Here is a 20757-nt window from a genome sequence, read left to right as displayed (position 1 = left end):
TTAATATGAATTAAAAATTAATGTTTAAACCTAACATATACGTTCTTGGAATAGGATAGAAACCATAATCGATCCCACCTCCTATAGGAGCACCATTAGAAGCACCCGGGTCAAATCCTTTGTATTTTGTAAAAGTGTAAAGGTTATTCACCCCAGCATACAGGCGTAACTTACTTAGTCCAACTTTTTCTATCATATTTGGATTTAAAGAGTATCCCAGTTGGATATTTTGGATTCTTATATAGGACGCATCTTCAACAAAATAATCAGAAAACAAATTATTAGTTGTAGCTGCTGTCGTAACTCTGGGAATGCTATTACTAGTTCCTTCCCCGGTCCATCTGCCTAAAACATAATTTAAACGATTAGCATCCGGTGCAACACTCTCGTAATTACGAACCATATTATTGCCTAAAGAAGCAAAAGTGTGCATCGAAAAATCAAGTGCTTTGTAATTAAACTGCATATTGAAACCCATTGTTGCTGTAGGGATTGGATCTCCAATATCTGTTCGGTCATCAAAACTGATTTTACCATCTCCATTGACATCAACATATCTAATATCTCCTGGAGATGCCGCTACACCAAGCTCAACCTGAGAAGGGGCATCATTAACTTCTTGTTGATTTTGAAAAACACCATTTGTTTTCAAACCATAAAAATAGCCTATGGAATGACCTACCTGCATTCTTGAAGGCGCTTGTTGACCTATTCCAAAAGAGCCACCTGCAATAAATGGTGTTCCCATATAAGTTACGTTGTTGCGTAGCATAGTAACATTGTAACCCAAACTCATATTAAAATCATCTGAAAAGCTTTTGCTATAATTTACAGCGAATTCAATACCTTCATTTCTAACTGTTCCTGCATTAATCGTAGGGTTTGAAGCTCCGGGTGCTTGCCCTCCTGATATCCCTGAAACCGGAATACCTGGAATTAGTAAATCAGCTCTGGTATCAATAAAATAATCAACAACTATATTTATTTTATTGTCAAATAAATTCATATCTACTCCAACATCAAATTTCTTAGCTTCTTCCCATTTAAGATTCGGATTCGGAATTTGACCACTAGCGCGACCATTTATTAAAGTACCATCAAAAACATAAGTCCCTTCACCCGTAAGCTGAGAAATGTAGCCATTATTAGGAATAGCATCATTTCCTACTATACCATAACTCCCTCTCAATTTTAAGAAATTCACAATAGATGATTCACCATAAAAACCTTCGTCAGAAATTACCCAACCAGCCGTTACCGAAGGAAAATAACCTACTTTATTTCCGGGACCAAATTTGGTTGAAGCATCTCGTCGTAACATGGCTGACAAAAGATATTTCCCTTTATAATCGTATTGTAATCTTCCAAAATAAGATAATCTTCTTTCATCATATACATAAGAGCTTACAGGCACTGTTCCCTCAGGAGGAGCTCCGTTAGCCAGGCTAATATCTGCAAAATCCCAGGAATTATTAGGCACATCGTACCCTGTTGCAAACAAACCGTTACCATATTCTTTATAAATAGTATTACCAACTACACCAACCAATTTGTGGTTTTCCGCTATGGTTTTAGTATAAGTAGCAAATAAATCAAAAGAATAATTATTATCGTTAACCGCATTTTGAGAAACGGAACTACGTGTGGTATTGAACACCTTACCACTACCGTAATCTAATATTGGAGAAAAGCTCTTAGACTCACTATTTGCTGTCTTAAATCCAATGCTACTGCTTAACACAAAAGCGGAAGTAATTTTATAATCCAATCCAAAATTTCCATTTATTTGTTTAAAGTTATAATCATTATAACTATTAGCAATTTGAGCCAAAGGATTGATCATTTCATTTCCTAATGACCCACCCGGAAATACTGTAAAATTACCTGATGTATCGTAAGGATTAAGATTAGATGGTGCGTTAACAGCATTTAATAATACGGAAGCATTACTGTTCTCTGGCAAAGTTCTTCTATTAAAATAAGTGTAAATAACATTTGTTTTTAACTTTAGCTTTTCAGTAACATCTGCCCCCAGAGAAACTCTTGCTGTATTTCTCAAAAATCCAGATTTTGATTCGCCTACAATTCCTTCCTGATCTAAGTGCGAACCACTTACAGAATACGTAATCTTATCTGATCCACCTGAAAAAGTTAAATCATGATTAATAATAGGAACGCCTTTATTTAGTACTTTATCTTGCCAATTCGTTCCTTTACCAAATCCGCTCACATTTGTATATGGTATTGTGTTTCCACTATTGGCATATCTTTCATTAAGCAACAAAGCATATTCCGTAGCATTTAATATTGGTAAAGTGCGTGAAGTTTCCTGGAAACCAGCATAAGTATTATATACTATTTTACCTTTAGAATTCTTTTTACCCATTTTAGTGGTTACCAAGATTACACCATTTGCAGCAGCAGAACCATAAATAGCAGCCTGAGCGTCTTTTAAAACAGTTATGGTTTCGATATCATTAGGATTCAATAGCCCCAATTCTCCAATATATCCATCTATTATAGTTAATGGTTTGGCATCACCATTAGTAGCAATACCACGAATTCTGATATCCAATGCTGCTCCTGGAGATCCGGATTGTGTAGTTACGTTAACCCCTGAAACAGTTCCTTGTAAAGCTTGTTCTATTCTTACAGGCTTTAATACTTCCAGCGTTTTACTATCCACAGTAGAAACTGCTCCGGTAACTTCTTTCCTTTTTTGGCTTCCATAACCAATTACAACTACTTCATCCAGCATTTTCTCATCTTCTGATAAAGCAATACTCATATTAGTATCAGTTCCCGTTACTGTATATTCAAAAGTTTTATAACCTATAAAAGTAAAAACAACAACTGATCCTGATGAAATTCCCTTAATAGTAAACTTTCCATCAAAATCGGTAGTGGTACCTCTAGTGCTATTCTTAATTTGAATATTAACCCCTGGTATTGATAAACCAGATTTTTTTTCTTTTACAGTTCCGCCTATGTCATAACTTTGAGAAAAAACCAAAGTAGAAAACATTAGAAAAACAATTAATAGATAATTTGATTTCATATAGTTTGTGTTTTTATTGTGAATTATAAAATTAGTACCTAAAAACGCTAATAAATCAAAAATAACCCCTACAAAAAACATACATAAAAAATAAAAACGTTTTTATTTATCAATATTTCAATAAAAACCTTAAAACACCTGAATTTACCAAATCTTAAATTCAAGTTAAAAAACATAAAAAAACCACAATATTTTACAAATGTTGTGGTGATGTATAGTTTATTGTGTCTTTGTAAGGACTAGCTATACAGTCAAGATGTACTCGACCAGCCCTTTTTCATGTGGTAAATTCATTTTTTTACGTAAACGGTATCTTTTTATCTCCACACTTCGTACAGAAATATTTAATAATGGAGCTATTTCTTTAGAAGATAAATTGACTCTTAAATACGCACATAAACGCAAATCATTAGCTGTTAAAGAAGGATGTGCTTCTTTCATCTTTTTCAGGAAATCCTGATCGGTTTTATTAAAAGCTTCCTGAAAAACACTCCAGGAATCTTTTCCGGTAATATTTTTATTAATAGTAGAAATGACTGTTTTAATGCTTCGACTGTCACTTTCTTCATTGCTTTTTAAATCTTTCTGGATAAACGCTAATAATTCATTTTTACTATTTAAACTCATCGCCGAAGCAGCCAGTTCTTTATTAATTTCATCTACATTTTGAGACAACTGTTCGTTTTTCAATCGCATTAACTGTTGTTCATTTTCCAGTTCTTTTATTTCTAATAACAAATTGTTTTCTTCAATTAGTTTTTCTTTCTGGCGTTGGTAATATTTATTGTATTCTTTATGAAGTAACTGAATGCCAAAAAATCCCAAAATGATATAAATAATAATAGCCAGATTAGTCGCATACCACGGTTTTAAAATGGTAAAACTATAAGTAACTGTATTTTCCAGATTGGAATTAGCCAGTTTAGCTTTCACTTTAAAAACATAATCTCCGGATGGCAAATTCTTAAAATTAACAGAAGGTCTCACATTCCAATCACTCCATTGATTCTGAAAACCTTCTAAAATATACTGATATTCCACATTAATGTATTTATTATACTCCGCTACAGTGTATGAAAAAGTAATATTATTTTCATCATGCGGAAATTCTCCTTTGTCAAAAATAGGATTTGTTTGCACAGAACCATTCAGGGTGTTGCTACTGATATTTGAAATGGAAACTTTATAATTTTCGAATGCCAGTTCGTTAATATTCATGGTATAATAACCGTCAGTAGTACCAAAAAAATAAGTAAAAGGAGATAATTGGGTAATATTTTCATACCCTAACATAGAATTAGTCAGAGAAGCAGGAATAGGAATACTATTTCTTTTAAGGTTATTAACCAATTTATCAGACGCATAATAACTGATGTAATTTTTAGAAAACAACCAGATTTTATTCGAATAATCCACAATCATTTTACCCGAAGTATATTCGTCTTTTTCAAAAACAGAACTCAGCACAGGTTCCTTGTAAAACTCTTTGGTAGCACTATTCAATTTAAAAACCCCTTCTCTGTTAGCATAATAAATGCTGTTATTAAACTGAATCAAACTGGCATTTTTTCCTTTTTTAGGGTTTTTATAAGCGAAATATTTATCTATGTTTTGAAGTTTCGCATTTGTTTCTAATCTAAAAACGCCCTTGTACTCATGACTCACATAAATTTCAAAGCCTTTAGTAATCTCAAAATATTTAGATGAATAATCAAACCCTTTGATTTTATTTCGAAAAACCCATTCCTCATTTTTTTTCTCCAAAACCGAAATACCATAATAATTTCCTTGCAGTAACAGCTTTTTATTTCCGGGAACTTTTCTAAAATTCCAGGTTCCTGATTTAGAAAATATATTTTTTACCGATGCATTTTTCACCACAAAAGTCCCTAAATCATGTCCGCAAAACAAGGTGCCGTCATAAGTATACAAGGACCACACCTGTCCTTTAGTACCGCTAATAAACTTAAACTCTTCATTACTTTGATAATCCTTATAAAACAATCCCTGATTAGTCCCTACATACAATTTTCCATTATACAATTGTGAGGTATAAACCGTACCTAAAACTCCCGAATCATCCACATAGCTTTGTATAGGCGAATTGAGATTGATACAATTAATCCCATTATCAAGACCTATCCAGAGATTTTTTTCTTTATCCTCAAAGAGCGACAAAGCAGTATTGTTACTCAGGCCTTCCTTTTGAGAAATATGGTATTTCTTTTTTCCGTCTTTAGTAATTATAAAAATTCCGTTAGAAACCGTTCCTATAACAAAACCTCCATCTGATAATAACTCACAACTATACACGCTTTCGTCCAAAAAATCGACATCAATCTCTGTTGGAAATTTCTTTATTTCTTTACCTAAAAGACTGAAAAAACCGGCACGTTGCGTTAAAATCAAAAGTTCTTCTCCTTTTTCAAAAACATTTACAATCCTGTTTTTCTTCAATTCGGGATGAGCAGAAATTAACTTACTCTTTCCGCCTTCAATCTCAAATAATCCCTGATTATTGGTTTGATAATAAATGGCATTTTTAGTCTTAAAAGCTTTAACAACATCCGTATCAGGTGCAATAATTTTAAAACTATTGTTTTGTGTATCATAAATATAAATCCGGTTCAAAGACTGAAACACAACCCAATAATCATAACTTAAGATATTCCAAAATTGTTCATCGTCTAAAATTTTAGATTTTATGGAATTACTTAAAGACTTATATTCTAACAAACCATCTGGTTTTCGTTTCCAAAAACCAAATTCCATATAACTGCCCGTATAAATTCGGTCTCCAATTACTTTTACTGACCGGAGAATGGTTTCATTAGGCGAAGGATATAATTTCCAATACGAACCATTAAATTCTAAAAGTCCTTCATTATTTGCAAAAAAAACAAACTGGTTCTGATCTTGCGAAATCATCCAGTTTTGATTTCCTGCTCCGTAATCAGCCGGCACATATTTTACAATAGGAGGTAAATCTTGTGCGAAAACGGTAAAGAATAAAAATAAAAATAGCAGTGTAAATTTTGTCTTCAAGGCTTTGGTTTTTTGGTGGTCTAGTGTAAATTTAAAACTAAATCCTATTAGTTGTTCTAAAAAACACCAGATAATAATTATTTATTTATTGGCTCAGCACCTAACTTATTTAACTAAATTTAGGTTTTGTTCATCCCTGTTTGTCGTTTTAAAAATGATTACTTTTGTAGAAATCAATATTTTTTATGCAAGTTGACTTTTCTAAAATAGATCCAAAGAAAAATATAATAATAAAAGGTGCTCAGGTTCACAACTTAAAAAACCTTGATGTAGTTATTCCACGTAACAAGTTAGTAGTGATTACAGGACTTTCCGGTTCAGGAAAATCCAGTTTGGCATTTGATACTTTGTATGCCGAAGGACAACGCCGTTATGTAGAAAGTCTGTCTTCTTATGCCCGACAATTCCTGGGCAGATTAGACAAACCAAAAGTAGAATACATCAAAGGAATAGCTCCTGCTATTGCCATTGAACAAAAAGTAAATACCAGTAATGCCCGTTCTACCGTGGGGACTTCGACGGAAATTTACGACTATATGAAACTGCTGTTTGCCCGGATTGGCCGAACTTTTTCTCCGGTTTCTGGTCGCGAAGTGAAGAAAAACACCGTTTCGGATGTTATCAATGATGTTAAACAATTAGAACCTAACAGTAAATGGCTGCTTCTTGCCCCAATTCATCTGGAAGAAGGAAGACAACTGGAAGACAAATTAAAAGTTTTACTGCAACAGGGTTTTTCCCGAATATTAGTGGATAATGAAATGGTTCGTCTGGACGAGATTGACCAACATTCGTTAGACAATAAAGATGTTCTTTTAATTGTGGATCGAATTGTAGTTAAAGACGAAGAAGAATTCTATAACCGTCTTGCTGATGCCGTGCAAACTGCCTTTTATGAAGGAAAAGGAATCTGTTATTTACAGGAATTAAATACGGACAAGCGATTGGATTATTCGAATAATTTTGAATTGGATGGCATTAATTTCTTAGAACCGAATGTCCATTTATTCAGTTTTAACAATCCTTACGGAGCCTGTCCAAGCTGTGAAGGTTACGGAAACATCATTGGGATTGATGCCGAATTAGTTGTTCCTAATACCAGTTTGTCTATTTATGAAAATGCCATTTTTCCGTGGCGCGGCGAAAGCATGAGTTGGTATCGGGATCAATTAGTGAATAGCGCTTATAAATTTGATTTTCCTATTCATAAACCCTATTTTCAGTTAACGGAAGAACAAAAAGAGTTAATCTGGACCGGAAATTCTTATTTTGAAGGCCTAAATGATTTTTTTCAGGAATTGGAAGCCAAAAATTATAAAATTCAAAATCGGGTGATGCTGTCGCGTTACCGTGGAAAAACCAAATGCCAAACCTGTAAAGGAAAGCGTTTGCGTGTAGAAGCTTCTTATGTAAAAATCAACGGCAAAACGGTTTCTGATTTGGTTGATTTACCCATCAGACATTTGGCTGAATTCTTTAAAAATCTGGAATTAGACTCCTACGAAAAACAGATTGCCAAAAGACTTTTAATCGAAATCAATAACCGATTGTCATTTTTAACGGAAGTTGGTCTGGACTATTTAACGCTCAATAGAAACTCATCCACACTTTCGGGAGGAGAATCGCAGCGCATCAACTTAGCGACTTCGCTTGGCAGTAGTTTAGTGGGTTCTATGTATATTCTGGATGAACCGAGTATTGGTTTACACCCAAAAGACAGTGAACGCCTGATAAAAGTTCTTTTGTCTTTACGTGATTTAGGAAACACAGTAATCGTGGTAGAACATGATGAAGATATCATGAAAGCGGCTGATATGATTATTGATATTGGTCCGGAAGCAGGGACTTTTGGAGGAGAACTGGTTGCTCAGGGTGATTTTGATGAAATTCTGAAATCAACTTCCTTAACAGCAAAATACCTCAATGGAGATTTAGAAATTGCTGTTCCTAAAAAACGTCGCAGTTTTAAAAATTTTATCGAAATAAAAGGCGCCAGAGAAAACAACCTTCAAAATATTGATGTTACTTTTCCTCTGGATGTCCTCACTGTAATTACCGGGGTTTCCGGAAGTGGAAAAAGTACGCTTGTCAAGAAAATTCTGTTTCCTGCCATGCAGAAAAAACTGGATAATGCCGGAGAAAAAGCCGGGCAATTTACCGAAATAGCAGGTTCTTTTTCGCAAATAAAACATATTGAATATGTAGATCAAAACCCTATTGGTCGTAGTTCACGTTCAAATCCTGTGACCTACATTAAAGCGTATGATGACATCAGAGATTTATTTGCTAAAGAAAAATTGTCTAAAATAAGAGGGTATCAGCCCAAACATTTTTCTTTTAATGTTGATGGAGGTCGCTGTGAAACCTGTAGTGGCGAAGGAACTATCAATGTAGAAATGGTTTTCATGGCCGATGTACAATTGCCATGTGAAACCTGTAACGGGAAACGCTTTAAAAAAGAAATCCTTGAAGTCGCATTTGAAGGCAAGAACATCAATGATATCTTAACAATGACTATTGATGATGCCGTTGCTTTTTTCGAAAAAAACAAACAAAATAAAATTACTCAAAAATTAAAACCGTTACAGGATGTGGGTCTGGGTTATGTACAATTAGGGCAATCGTCTTCTACACTTTCCGGCGGAGAAGCACAACGTATCAAATTGGCTTCTTTTCTGGTAAAAGGAGCTACGAAAGACAAAGCTTTATTTGTTTTTGACGAACCTACAACGGGCTTGCATTTTCACGACATCAAGAAACTTTTAGCCTCATTTGATGCTTTATTAGAAAAAGGACATTCCTTATTAGTCATCGAACACAATCTCGATTTAATAAAATGTGCCGACTGGATAATTGATTTAGGACCTGAAGGCGGAGAAAATGGCGGACAATTATTAGCCGTGGGAACTCCTGAAGAAATTGTAAAAAACAAAAAATCAATTACTGCTCAATACCTCAAAGAAAAGCTATAAAACAAAAAACTCCGCCTTAATCAGACGGAGTTTTTGTTTACAATTTTAAGTTATTTAATTATAACATTTATCTTCAAAAGTGTTTCCATCTTCGTCGATAGCAATTATAATTTTTTTCTCTTTTTTAGCTTCTAAGCTTTTATATATCCAGGGAATAGACCATAAACCAAAAGTAGCACAAGAAATTAAAAAGTTTAAATGGTGATTGATTTTTTCCGGTTTTTTAGACAAAATCACAAATGGTAATTTATGATTAACTTCCTCTACAACAAAACCTTTCTTAATTTTTTTATCTAAAACCTCATTTAATTTCAAATTTTCCGGTTTATCAAGAATAATATTTATCATAATTGGTTGTTTTAATCTTGTTATACTTCTAATGAAATACATTCTGCTACAAAATTAATACCATAAATCAGGATTTCAAATACCCACTTTTAGTGATTAACACTTGTTTAAACTCGGTTTTTGTAAAAAATTACTTTATTAATTTAAATTTCTTTAACAAACCATCAATAACTTCATTGATTTGAAGAGAAATAACAAATCTATAATTTAAATATATATAAGCTAAACTCACCAGTACCGATTTCAAAACAATGGAAATAATGGAATTAAAGGTAAAATCCCAAAAGTAGAACAGCATAAATAAAATAAAGGTTAAACCTAGAGAATACAATGTCTGATTCGTAAAAGGATACAAATGCAACCTTTTTACAACAAAAGCTAATTTGGCCACGCTGTACAAAGTAATGGACAACAAAGTAGCGAAAGCTGATCCCAGAATTCCGTATAGAGGAATAAAAATCATGTTTAAACCAACGGTAAGGAAAACCAGAACCACACCGAGGAATAAGACTGCTCTATAATATTTAGTGTTAAAAATGATGGCATTGTTATTACCTAAAATCAAATCAAAATATTTTGACAAACCAATCATAAAAACCACATATATTCCTCCTCCGTATTCCGGCGGAATCATTTCATACAGTTGATTAATATTTACAAAAATGCAAAGCATCACGTATCCGCCTACAATTTGCAGATTAATCGAAGTCTTTTTATACAAATCATTCAGCTCATCATGTTTTTCTTCATGCATTAATTTTGCCGTTATGGGATATACAATTTGGTGCATAGCCCTACTGGGAACCGAAATCACTAATGCGATATATGTAGCCACCGAATAGTAGGCAATATTTTCAATTTTGATATATTGATTCAGCATTATTTTATCAATATCCAACAGTAACGTTGCTACTCCTCCTGACAAAATAATAAAAAAAGTATACACCGTAATATCCTTTACATTATTAGGAACAGCTATCTGGAAATGTGGTTTTTTTAGATAAAATGCATAAAACATAGTTACCACAAAAGCTAAAAAATAAATAACTGCTGTTACATAAATAAACTCTACAGGGCTAATCCAGTCATAATACACTCCAACAAGAGCAATTAATGAGAATAAACGCAAGCCAACTTCTTTAATGAAATTCCCAAAAACCGAGTGCATCTGAACTCTTGCCCAGGCATAAAAAATTTCGAAATAAGCCATGCAAATTCCGATGAAAGGAATTAGCCATAAAAAATCTTTTACAATGGGATTCACTTTGGACAAATAATCTGATATATCTCCGTAAAAAAGCACATAAATTAACAGTAACGGAATGGACAAAACCAAAGGAAACAAAACTGCAAAGGATAAAAATTCGTCCTGTTCCTTATCTGTTTTACACTGAGAAAAAAACTTGACTAAAGTATTTTGCATCCCAAAAGCTAGCAAAGGCATAATAATCGCCGCCGCCGAAAGAATATAATTATTTAAAGCATAATAGGTTGCTCCTAAAAAAAAAGGATATAAATAAATGGTATTGATGGCTCCAATCCCGAAACCAATATAGGTTATTATAGTATTTTTTAATGACTGATTTAATACAAGTCCCATTTATAAGTACGAAATTAGTTGTTAGAAGTCAGAAGTTGTACCAATTGTCCCGTCAAATTTTTTCTGGAATATTTTTCCATACCAATCCCGTGAGATTGTAATTTGCCTTCCAGATACTGATTATAAAAGTCCAAAATTAAGTTTTTTAGCTTTACTTTTTCAGAATAATCAAAAAACACTCCCGTATTAGTATTGGTAATAATTTCTGCAAAGTCAGAACCATTAGGTCCAATAGCAATTATGGGTCTGTTAGAAACCATATATTCGAATAATTTCCCCGGAATAATACTCTTTGTTTCTTTCGAATCAATTTCGATTAACAATAAAACCTGCGATTTTCTTTGGTGAACAATAGCCTCAGCATGCGAAACATACCCCAGATTATTCAAATACGAATTCAGGCCAAAAGCAGCAATCGTATCCAGCACTTCCTGACTAACAGCGCCAATTAGTTTAATTTCTAAATGAGATCCAAAATCAGGAATTTCACCTAATAATTCCGTTAAAGATTCCCATAATAATTTAGGATTTCTGGCCGAAAGAAAAGAACCAATATGTGCCAAAGAAAACTTAGTATCCAATGGTTGTTTTTCAACATTTTCTACATCAAAACCATTTGTAATTACTGCAATAGGTTTTGTAGTCAGCGCTTCAAACTCTGATTTTGTAGTTTTGCTGGTCACAATAATAGTATCGGCAGTATTTAAAACTTTAGATTCTAAATCCTTATGTCTCTGAGCTGCAAAATCAGACAGTCGCAATGATTTATGATAGCCTATTGTAGTCCAGGGATCCCTGAAATCAGCAAACCATTTTACATTCAGTTTTTGTTTTAATTCCAGTCCTATGAGGTGTAAACTATGTGGGGGACCTGATGTAACAATCGTATCTATATTATTCTCAACAATGTATTTTTCTAAATAGGAAACAGAAGGTTTTACCCAAAAAAAACGAGCGTCAGGGATAAATAAATTCCCGCGAATCCACAAGAAAACCTTGTCTAAAAAAGATTGTTTCTTTTGGTTGGGAATAATCCCCGAATTCATCTTCTTAGTCTTATTCTTCGATAAAAAAGAAGCCAATTGATAGGGTTCGAATATTTTTTGCTTCAGAATAATCGCCTTATCGGAAACTTCCTGAAGTAAATTTTCGTCTACAATGGGATATGTGGGATTTTCAGGAATATAGACAATGGGCTGAACACCAAAATCAGGTAAATATTTGACAAATTTTAACCAGCGTTGCACTCCCGGACCTCCGGCAGGCGGCCAATAATAAGTAATAATAAGGACTTTTTTTGGTTCCAATTTGACTATAGTTTTCAAATGATAATGAAGCTGATAATTGCAGAATGCAGATTAACTATTTTTTTTTGAATGCAGATTTCTAAATCAAAAATCTTCAATCGTTAATCTTCAACCTTAGTTCCTTTTTTCCTTTGGTAATAAACGCCACCTATTAACAAAATAAGCATTCCTGCCCCACTGATAAGTGTAATGGTACTTCCGATTTTGATGACTTCCGGTTCAAACTTGAATTCTACGGTATGAACACCTTTAGGCAACATCATCGCTCTTAACACATAATCTACCGGAAAATGATCTGTTTTTACTCCATCTACATAAGCATTCCAGCCATTTGGATAATAAATTTCAGAGAAAACAGCTAAACCTTCATTTTTGCTGTCGGAAATATACTTGATATAATTAGGTTTATAAGTACGTAACTGAATGGTTCCTGTAGTATCCATATTGCGTTTTAAACGTACATTTTTAAACTTACTACCGTATAAATTCAAATTAAAAACAGCTACTTTCTTAGTGTTTAAGTGATCCAGTGCTTTCATTTCGTCATTAGCTTTATTCACTAATTTCACTTCGTTAACAAACCAGGCATTTCCATTAGCATCCGGATTAACAACAGGAAATTCTTTTCCTTCCTTATCAGTCTGGATAACATACTTCACATTTAGCATATTGAGGATTTCCAAATTATTTTTAGCAATTTGGAAATCAAACAATTGTTGCATTCTTCGAGGTTTTGCGGCATGATAACCACCTATCGATTTATGGAAATAAGAAGTTCGGGCACTTGAGAAGTTACCACTTACTTCAAAAACACGGTAATGAGATGAATCTCTTAAAATTTGAGCATCGGCAGCTGTTGCCTCAAAAGGAACAGCAACTTCTCTTGAGCTTACAAAATCCTTAGCCGAAACGTATTTTTTATCTACCAAAAACAAATCAGAAACCATAAACAAACCTACCAGAATAAGTGCTGTAGTTTGCGCTATTCTGTTTTTTATAAACAACCATAAAACTCCTGCAGTTAAAACAATAAAGAAAGCCGAACGTAACAAATCAGCACTATATAACGTTTTTCTGTCGCTTATAAGAGCATCTACAAAACTAGGTCCGTAGCTTTCGGAAAAATAACTGTCACTTGCTCCTGAGAAACTAAACATGCTTTTGCATAAAAACAAAATCACAATAGTTCCTAAAACAATCGCTCCTGATTGCCATAAACCTTCCCACTGTTTATTTTTATCTACTTTAAAAAAGGATTGCAATCCCATAATAGCCAAAACGGGGAAGCATAATTCTAAAATAACCTGAATAGAAGAAACGGCTCTGAACTTATTATACAAAGGAACGTAGTCAATAAAGAAATCGGTTAAAATTGCGAAATTTTTACCCCAGGAAAGCAATAAAGCCACCACAGCTCCTGAAAGGAAAACATATTTTATTCTTCTTTCATCTAGAATTAAAGCGAGGATTCCCAGGAAGAAAACCACTACTCCTATGTAAGCCGGAGCTGCCACAATGGGCTGATCACCCCAATATGTTGGCATTCCGCTGACAAAATCAGCCGCCTGTCCGGCAGGAACACCCTGACTAATCATAAAATTATACATACTGCTGTCAGTACCCAAAGCTTCATGATTAGAACCACCAAAAAGTCGTGGTGCAATTAAATTAAAACTTTCTGTTATCCCATAACTGTATTCGGTAATATAATCACGAGTCATGGCACTGGTATTGGTACTTCTGGAACCATCGGGATTAAAGGTCAGTTCACTTTTCCCACGGGTACTAAAATCAGCATACTCAGCTGTAGCCATTAAATTAGTAGCATTGGCACCAAGAGCAAAAATTCCGGCAACGGCTAAAACGCCAAAAGAAGTTAATAACGCTTTAAATTCTTTGGTTTTAATCCTCGTATAAGTATAATAAGCCGAAAGAATCAAAAGGAAAATCAACAAATAATAAGTCATTTGAAAGTGATTCGCATTAATTTCTAATGCTGTTGCAATCATCGTCAACAAACCACCTGCTATATATTTTTTCCTGTAAACCAATATAAAACCGGCAATAACTAATGGCATATAAGCAATCGCATGCGCCTTAGCATTATGTCCCACTCCTAAAATAATAATAAGATAGGTTGAAAAACCAAAGGCTACGGCTCCAAAAAATGCTTTTAACGGATCTGTTTTTAATACCAGAAGCAAACCATAAAAGCCCAGAAAATAAAGGAATAAATAATCAGCCGGGCGTGGTAAAAAACGTAAAGCATGATCTAATACACTTATAAAATCATACGGATATTTTGCACCTAACTGATAAGTAGGCATCCCTCCAAAGGCCGAATTGGTCCAGTAAGGTTCTAAATGTTCTACAGCCCTGAAATCATTTTGTTCCTTAGCCATACCCGTGTATTGGGCAATATCGGACTGGAAAATCTGTTTACCCTGAAGTACGGGATAAAAATAAATGAGTGAAACTAATACAAAACCAAAAATGGCAATAGCGTGCGGATATAACTTATTTATTATTTTCAATTTTTCGGGAATTTTATTAAAATATGGATTACTATCGAGGCAAATTTAATCTATTTCTTCGTAATCCACATAATCTCCTACTTTTTTGGTTTCACGGGGTTTCTTTACGTTATCAGTATTGTAAATTACAGTATCGTCATTTTGATTCTTTTGCCACGATGACTGTTGCTGACGCTGTTGTTGCTGATACATATTTTCTCCTGCTTTCTCCACTACTTTTTTAACTATCAACGGCAAAAAAAGTTTTGCCAGAAACCTAAAAATATAATAGAAAGCTATAATATAAAACAACGTTTTTATAAATCCTGAAAAAGAAGCCAATTGCATAATAAAAATATTTTTTAGCAAAATTAACAAATACTACGCTCAAAATTGGATTATCATTCTTAAATAAATAATAAAATATAGTACATTTGGAAAGCCTATCACTTTTAAAATCCACTAACATGTCTTCATTTAAAGTTTTATTAGTCTTAGTTATAAGCTTAGTTGTTAATTACAATTATGCACAACACACCGATGAAATTAACTCCAACAGGCCGGGTGAATCCATGTCGGCATACGCCGTTGGGAAATCAGTAATTCAGGTTGAAACCGGTGTTTACGGCATCAATGAAAACCACCGTTTACTGGGTTATGATGCTAATGGATATGGTATAGACCTTGATTTACGCTATGGTTTTTTTATGGAAAAATTAGAAATAGTTGCCAATCTTCAGTATCAAAACGAAGACTTTGTAACCGCTTTTAATCAATATAACAAATCCAATTTAAAGCAAACTGTTTTAGGAGCTAAATACCTCATCTACGACCCCTATAAAAATTACGAAAAAAAAGTAAATATTTACAGCTGGAAAGCCAATCATGCTTTCAACTGGCACCAATTAATTCCTGCTGTTTCTGTTTTTGCCGGTGCTAATTTTACGATGAAAAACAATCCGTATGCTTTTTCTCCTGATGCCATGATTTCTCCAAAGGTGATGTTAGTGACACAAAACCATTTAGGCGACGGTTCCTGGGTTTTAGTTACCAATATCATTGCTGATTACATCGCTACAGATTATCCCAGCTACGGCTACATCGTTACTTTAACAAAAGGCATCAGCCGCAAATGGTCCGGTTTTATCGAAAATCAGGGGTATAAAAGCGATTTTTACAGCGATGCCATCATGCGTGGAGGAGCCGCTTTTTTACTTAACAAAAACATGCAAATAGACGCATCCATAAGCCATAATCTAAAAGACACACCAACTGTTTTTTATGGAGGAATAGGCTTTTCATGGCGATATGACACCAATTATAAAGAAGTACGAATGGAAATAGACGACAGTCCTTCGCAACCCAAATCGGTTAGAAAAGCAGCCAAAAGAGATCAAAAACGAAAAGACGCAATTGAATAAAGACAACAAACAATGATTACAGTAAAAGAAGCAATAACAAAAAAAGAACTGACCGAATATATTAAATTCCCTTTTTCTTTATACAAAGACAATGAATTTTGGGTTCCACCATTGATTGCAGACGAATTAGAAACATTCGATAAAACTAAAAATCCAGCTTTTGAAAATGCAGAAGCTTATTTTTATATTGCCTATAAAGATGATAAAATTGCAGGACGCATTACCGCCATCATCAATTGGGCAGAGGTAAACGGACAGCAAAAGAAAAAAGTACGTTTTGGCTGGTTTGATGTCATTAACGACATCAATGTGACCGAAGCTTTACTGGAAAAAGTATACGAACTGGGCCGAAAAAACAATCTGGAGTATGTAGAAGGTCCTATGGGATTTTCAAATCTGGACAAGGTAGGTGTCCTTACCGAAGGTTTTGATCAACTGGGAACTATGGTTACCTGGTACAATCATCCGTATTATGCCACTCATTTTGAACAACTGGGCTATGTTGTGGAAAAAGAATATGTAGAAAGCAAATTCCCTTTTTCGAATGTAAAACCGGAGTTTTTCCAGAAGGCCAATGAATTAGTTAAAAAAAGATACCAGTTAAATGCCCTTAATTTTAAATCTACTAAGGAAGTGATGCCTTATGTAGATAAAATGTTTGATTTGTTCAACACCTCTTATGCTAATTTATCCTCTTTTGTAGCTATTTCTGATGTGCAAAAAGAGTATTTCAAGAAAAAATACATTAGCTTCATCAATCCGGAATATATCAAATTTGTAGAAGACAAGGATCATAACATTATTGCTTTCAGTATTGTAATGCCTTCTTTTTCCAGAGCATTACAAAAAGCCAAAGGAAAATTATTCCCTTTTGGAATATTTCATTTGCTTAAAGCAAAAAAACAAAGCAAAGACATGCTTTTTTACTTAATAGGGGTACATCCTGAATACCAGAACAAAGCGGTAACGGCTATTATTTTTAACGAATATTACGATACTTTTAAAGAAAAAGGCATTGAAAATTGCTTTAGAACCCCTGAATTAGCAGACAATATTGCTATTCATAATTTGTGGAAACACTTTGATCCTAAGGTACATTGCCGCAGAAAAACATTTAGAAAAAATCTTTAAAAAAAATATCCATTAGCGCACACTAATGGATATTTTTTTTTCGTCAAAAAGTAAAGCTATTATTCACAATCAATCTTGTGATAAATGATATTTCCGTCAAATTTAATTTCACTTTTATCCTTAAAAGCCATTCTGTCATTGGTTTCAATCATTTCGCCATGACCTTCCACATAGGTATTAGAATCTTTTTTAATAAAAGCCATTTCTCGGATAGATGTTTTACCTTCAGACTCAAATTTATAGTCGGCAAATATGGTGTCTCCATGCATGTTCCCTAAAAGTGTCCCAAAGCTTCTGTCTTTTTCAAAATACGAGGCATCTAATTCTCCATTTACATCATTAACAGCATTGATATCAATAGTCAGCCTCAGTGTATCCTTCTCAATCACAGCCTGATAACATTCTTTTTTAGGTGTTTCCATTGGCGCTTCAACTTCCTGCGGAGCTACAACAACCTGATCGTTTTTCTTATTCATACAAGACGAAGCAAGAATTACAAACAACGCCACATTACTAAGTATATATATCACTTTCATAATTATAAATTTTTAAAATTAATATCATGTAAAGATATTTTTTAACAAAAAAAATCCACTCATATAATGAATGGATTCTTTTATATAATTCCCATAAAGAGAATTGTTTTTTTATGTATTATGCTTCCATGTTAACCGTAGTTTTCTCTGCAATAGCTTTATAAGTACCATTTACTAATTTTTCACGAATAGCTTCAAATGCAGTTAGTGTTTCCTCAATATCAGCAATGGTATGAGACGAAGTAGGAATCATTCTCAACAGGATAATCCCTTTTGGGATAACCGGATAAACCACAATCGAAAGGAAAATACCGTAGTTCTCTCTCAGGTCGTTTACCATCACCATCGCCTCAGGAATACTTCCTTCAAGATACACAGGAGTAATGCAAGTATTAGTATCACCAATGTTGAATCCTTTTTCTTTTAATCCGTTTTGCAATGCGTTTACATTTACCCAAAGCTTGTCTTTAATCTCCGAAGATTTACGCAATAATTCCAAACGTTTCAACGAACCAATAGTCTGAATCATTGGTAATGCCTTAGCAAACATTTGCGAACGCAGGTTGTATTTTAAATAATCAATCACATCCTTATCAGCCGCTACAAACGCACCAATATTAGCCATCGATTTTGCAAAAGTCGAAAAGTAAACATCAATTCCGTCCTGACAACCTTGCTCCTCACCTGCTCCGGCACCTGTTTTTCCAAGGGTACCAAAACCGTGCGCATCATCAACTAACAAACGGAAATTGTACTTTTCTTTCATAGCAACAATTTCTTTCAACTTTCCTTGTTGCCCGCGCATCCCAAAAACACCTTCGGTAATAAATAAAATTCCTCCTCCGGTTTCTTTAGCCATTTTAGTAGCACGTTGCAGGTTTTTCTCCATGCTCTCTAAATCGTTGTGCTTGTAAGTAAAACGCTTACCCATGTGCAAACGAACACCATCAATAATACAGGCGTGCGAATCCACATCATACACAATAATATCATTTTTAGTAACCAAAGCATCAATAATAGACACCATTCCCTGATAACCAAAATTCAATAAATAAGCCGATTCCTTCATTACAAATTCAGCCAATTCTTTTTCTAATTGTTCGTGATAAGTAGTGTGACCACTCATCATACGAGCACCCATTGGATAAGCAGCACCAAACTGAATCGCTGCATCAGTATCCGCCTGACGTACTTCCGGGTGATTGGCCAGACCTAAATAGTCATTCAAACTCCAGTTCAAAATATCTTTTCCTGCAAACTTCATTCTAGGCCCTAGTTCTCCTTCTAATTTTGGAAATACAAAATATCCCTCTGCTTGCGAAGCCCATTTTCCTAACGGTCCTTTATTGCTCTGAATTCTTTCGAATAAATCTTTTACCATACTATCGTGATGTAATAACATTAATTTTTAACTCCCGAAATTCCGGGAGCAAAAATAATTATTTAAATTTTATTAAGGGCTTTTAAGCTAAATTTATTTTTAGGAGCTATTTCCGTAAGTGCATTTCATTCCCTTTTTCACCCGCTGTTCGCTCTATCTCTTGTGCCTTGTTAAAGAAACAAGCCACAAGAGGATGCCGCTTCCATCAGGGCTAAGAAACAAGAATAGTTTTCAAAATCAACCAATGAGCGGAATGTTTGTAAGGAATTAATGAATATATTTGGGAAAGCAACAAAGCAAAGTTTTGCCAATCTGCCGTTGGATGTATAAGCGCTACTTTTTAGCGAGTATTTAAAAGTTAGCACACATTTAAATGAAAACAGTAGTAAAAACATTCATTATTACATTTTTATGCCTCCTAGTAACAATAATCTTTGCAGGTGGAGGACACGGTACATATATTCCTGCTAAAATAATTTTTCCTTTTACAATGTTATTAGCAAACTTGAATAGAGAAATAAATTTAATTGGTTTTACCCTCGCTTTAATCCAAATACCGATTTATAGCCAAATTTTAATATCCAAACCGAAATGGAAATACTTTCTGTTTGGTATACATTTATTTGCATTAGCTTTATGTTTTTACTTTAATAACGACTCATTTTGAATTTACAAAAACTCACTAAACTAAAAACCGAATATAAAAGCATTGCAATTAAAAGCATATTGCTTTGTGTGATTCTCATTTTACTATTTATAATTGAATTTTTTGTCTTTTGGGGATTTTATGGCGAAGGTGCAACTGCAAGCAGAATTTCAGAAATTTGGTACGTTGAAATAATTTTGGACTATTTACCAATCTTTATAATCGGTGGATATTTAATGTCTCAAATATTTTCAAACTTTAACGAACAGAAATATACTGAATCCAAAACTAACATAATTACATTAGTGATTTTGATTGTTGTATTCTTCATGCGAAACGAAATTCAACAACTAATATTCTAAAAGCAAACAAGTGATAATCCCCACTGCTGTCGCACGAATCCTTTCGTGTGGCTCGTTTCTAAAATCAATACGGAGCTACTTATGGAGTTCCTTCCTTCGTCAGGAAGACAAGTTTGAGGAAATGGATTGAAAATAAAACCAGAACAAACTATAACTAACATGGCATTAGAACACCTGAATATCCGCCGCTCGCATCGGGACTAGGAAATCAGAATAATTTTCTAAAATCAACTAATAAGCGGAAGGTTTGTAAGAAATAATGAATATATTTGAGAAGGAAGTATATAAAAAACGAAAACCCGGTAGCTTGACTAATCAGGGGCTATCGGGAATAATATAGAACAAATATAATAACTTCATTTAAAACCACCAAATTAAAATGAAATATATCGAATTTGAAGATATAATGTCAAGTGCAAGAATGCATAGATATCTTG

General features: G+C 33.9%; 12 protein-coding genes. 3 read left to right on the top strand and 9 right to left on the bottom strand.

The features are described 5' to 3' along the window. Positions 1–10: 10 nt before the first annotated feature. Together BUB89_RS15815 and BUB89_RS15810 are read right to left on the bottom strand one after the other, a co-directional pair. A complete protein-coding gene (locus tag BUB89_RS15815; protein WP_073246830.1) occupies positions 11–3058 on the bottom strand; it encodes a SusC/RagA family TonB-linked outer membrane protein in 3048 nt (1015 codons plus the stop codon). Positions 3059–3301: 243 nt separating this feature from the next. Further along, positions 3302–6103, bottom strand: a complete 2802-nt coding sequence (locus tag BUB89_RS15810) for a triple tyrosine motif-containing protein (protein ID WP_073246796.1) — start codon at positions 6101–6103, stop codon at positions 3302–3304. Positions 6104–6288: 185 nt separating this feature from the next. Here BUB89_RS15810 and uvrA point away from each other — a divergent pair, with 185 nt between their 5' ends. Next, a complete protein-coding gene (uvrA, locus tag BUB89_RS15805; protein WP_073246793.1) occupies positions 6289–9075 on the top strand; it encodes an excinuclease ABC subunit UvrA in 2787 nt (928 codons plus the stop codon). A gap of 54 nt (positions 9076–9129) precedes the next feature. Here uvrA and BUB89_RS15800 read toward each other — a convergent pair whose 3' ends face one another. The 5 genes from BUB89_RS15800 to BUB89_RS15780 all read right to left on the bottom strand — a co-directional run bounded on the left by BUB89_RS15800 (position 9130) and on the right by BUB89_RS15780 (position 15191). Continuing rightward, a complete protein-coding gene (locus tag BUB89_RS15800; RefSeq protein WP_073246829.1) occupies positions 9130–9423 on the bottom strand; it encodes a hypothetical protein in 294 nt (97 codons plus the stop codon). Between the two features lie 130 nt (positions 9424–9553). Then, positions 9554–11023: a lipopolysaccharide biosynthesis protein gene (locus BUB89_RS15795; RefSeq protein WP_073246791.1), complete on the bottom strand. Its 1470-nt coding sequence runs from the start codon at positions 11021–11023 to the stop codon at positions 9554–9556. A gap of 14 nt (positions 11024–11037) precedes the next feature. Beyond that, a complete protein-coding gene (locus BUB89_RS15790) occupies positions 11038–12330 on the bottom strand; it encodes a glycosyltransferase family 4 protein (protein ID WP_073246789.1) in 1293 nt (430 codons plus the stop codon). A 101-nt stretch (positions 12331–12431) separates the two neighbouring features. Further along, positions 12432–14864, bottom strand: coding sequence for a YfhO family protein (locus BUB89_RS15785; RefSeq protein WP_073246788.1), 2433 nt, complete (start codon positions 14862–14864; stop codon positions 12432–12434). A gap of 45 nt (positions 14865–14909) precedes the next feature. Beyond that, the gene (locus tag BUB89_RS15780; protein ID WP_073246786.1) at positions 14910–15191 is read right to left on the bottom strand and encodes a DUF4834 family protein; all 282 of its coding nucleotides are present in this window, start codon (positions 15189–15191) and stop codon (positions 14910–14912) included. A gap of 119 nt (positions 15192–15310) precedes the next feature. Between BUB89_RS15780 and BUB89_RS15775 the strand changes: the two genes are divergently transcribed. Further along, positions 15311–16264 (top strand): transporter, encoded by a 954-nt coding sequence (locus BUB89_RS15775; protein WP_073246784.1) that lies wholly within the window; start codon positions 15311–15313, stop codon positions 16262–16264. Positions 16265–16276: 12 nt separating this feature from the next. Beyond that, entirely contained in the window at positions 16277–17395 is a 1119-nt protein-coding gene (locus tag BUB89_RS15770; protein WP_073246782.1) for a GTP cyclohydrolase, read from the top strand. A gap of 59 nt (positions 17396–17454) precedes the next feature. Here BUB89_RS15770 and BUB89_RS15765 read toward each other — a convergent pair whose 3' ends face one another. Together BUB89_RS15765 and BUB89_RS15760 are read right to left on the bottom strand one after the other, a co-directional pair. After that, on the bottom strand, positions 17455–17931 hold the full coding sequence (locus BUB89_RS15765) for a hypothetical protein (RefSeq protein WP_073246780.1): 477 nt from the start codon (positions 17929–17931) through the stop codon (positions 17455–17457). A 118-nt stretch (positions 17932–18049) separates the two neighbouring features. Then, a complete protein-coding gene (locus tag BUB89_RS15760; RefSeq protein WP_073246827.1) occupies positions 18050–19312 on the bottom strand; it encodes a cysteate-C-fatty acyltransferase in 1263 nt (420 codons plus the stop codon). Positions 19313–20757 lie beyond the last annotated feature (1445 nt).

This window comes from Flavobacterium flevense, assembly GCF_900142775.1.
GTDB classification, from domain to species: domain Bacteria; phylum Bacteroidota; class Bacteroidia; order Flavobacteriales; family Flavobacteriaceae; genus Flavobacterium; species Flavobacterium flevense.
Note: the sequence above shows the minus strand (reverse complement) of the source record. Positions and strands in the feature narration are given on the sequence as shown.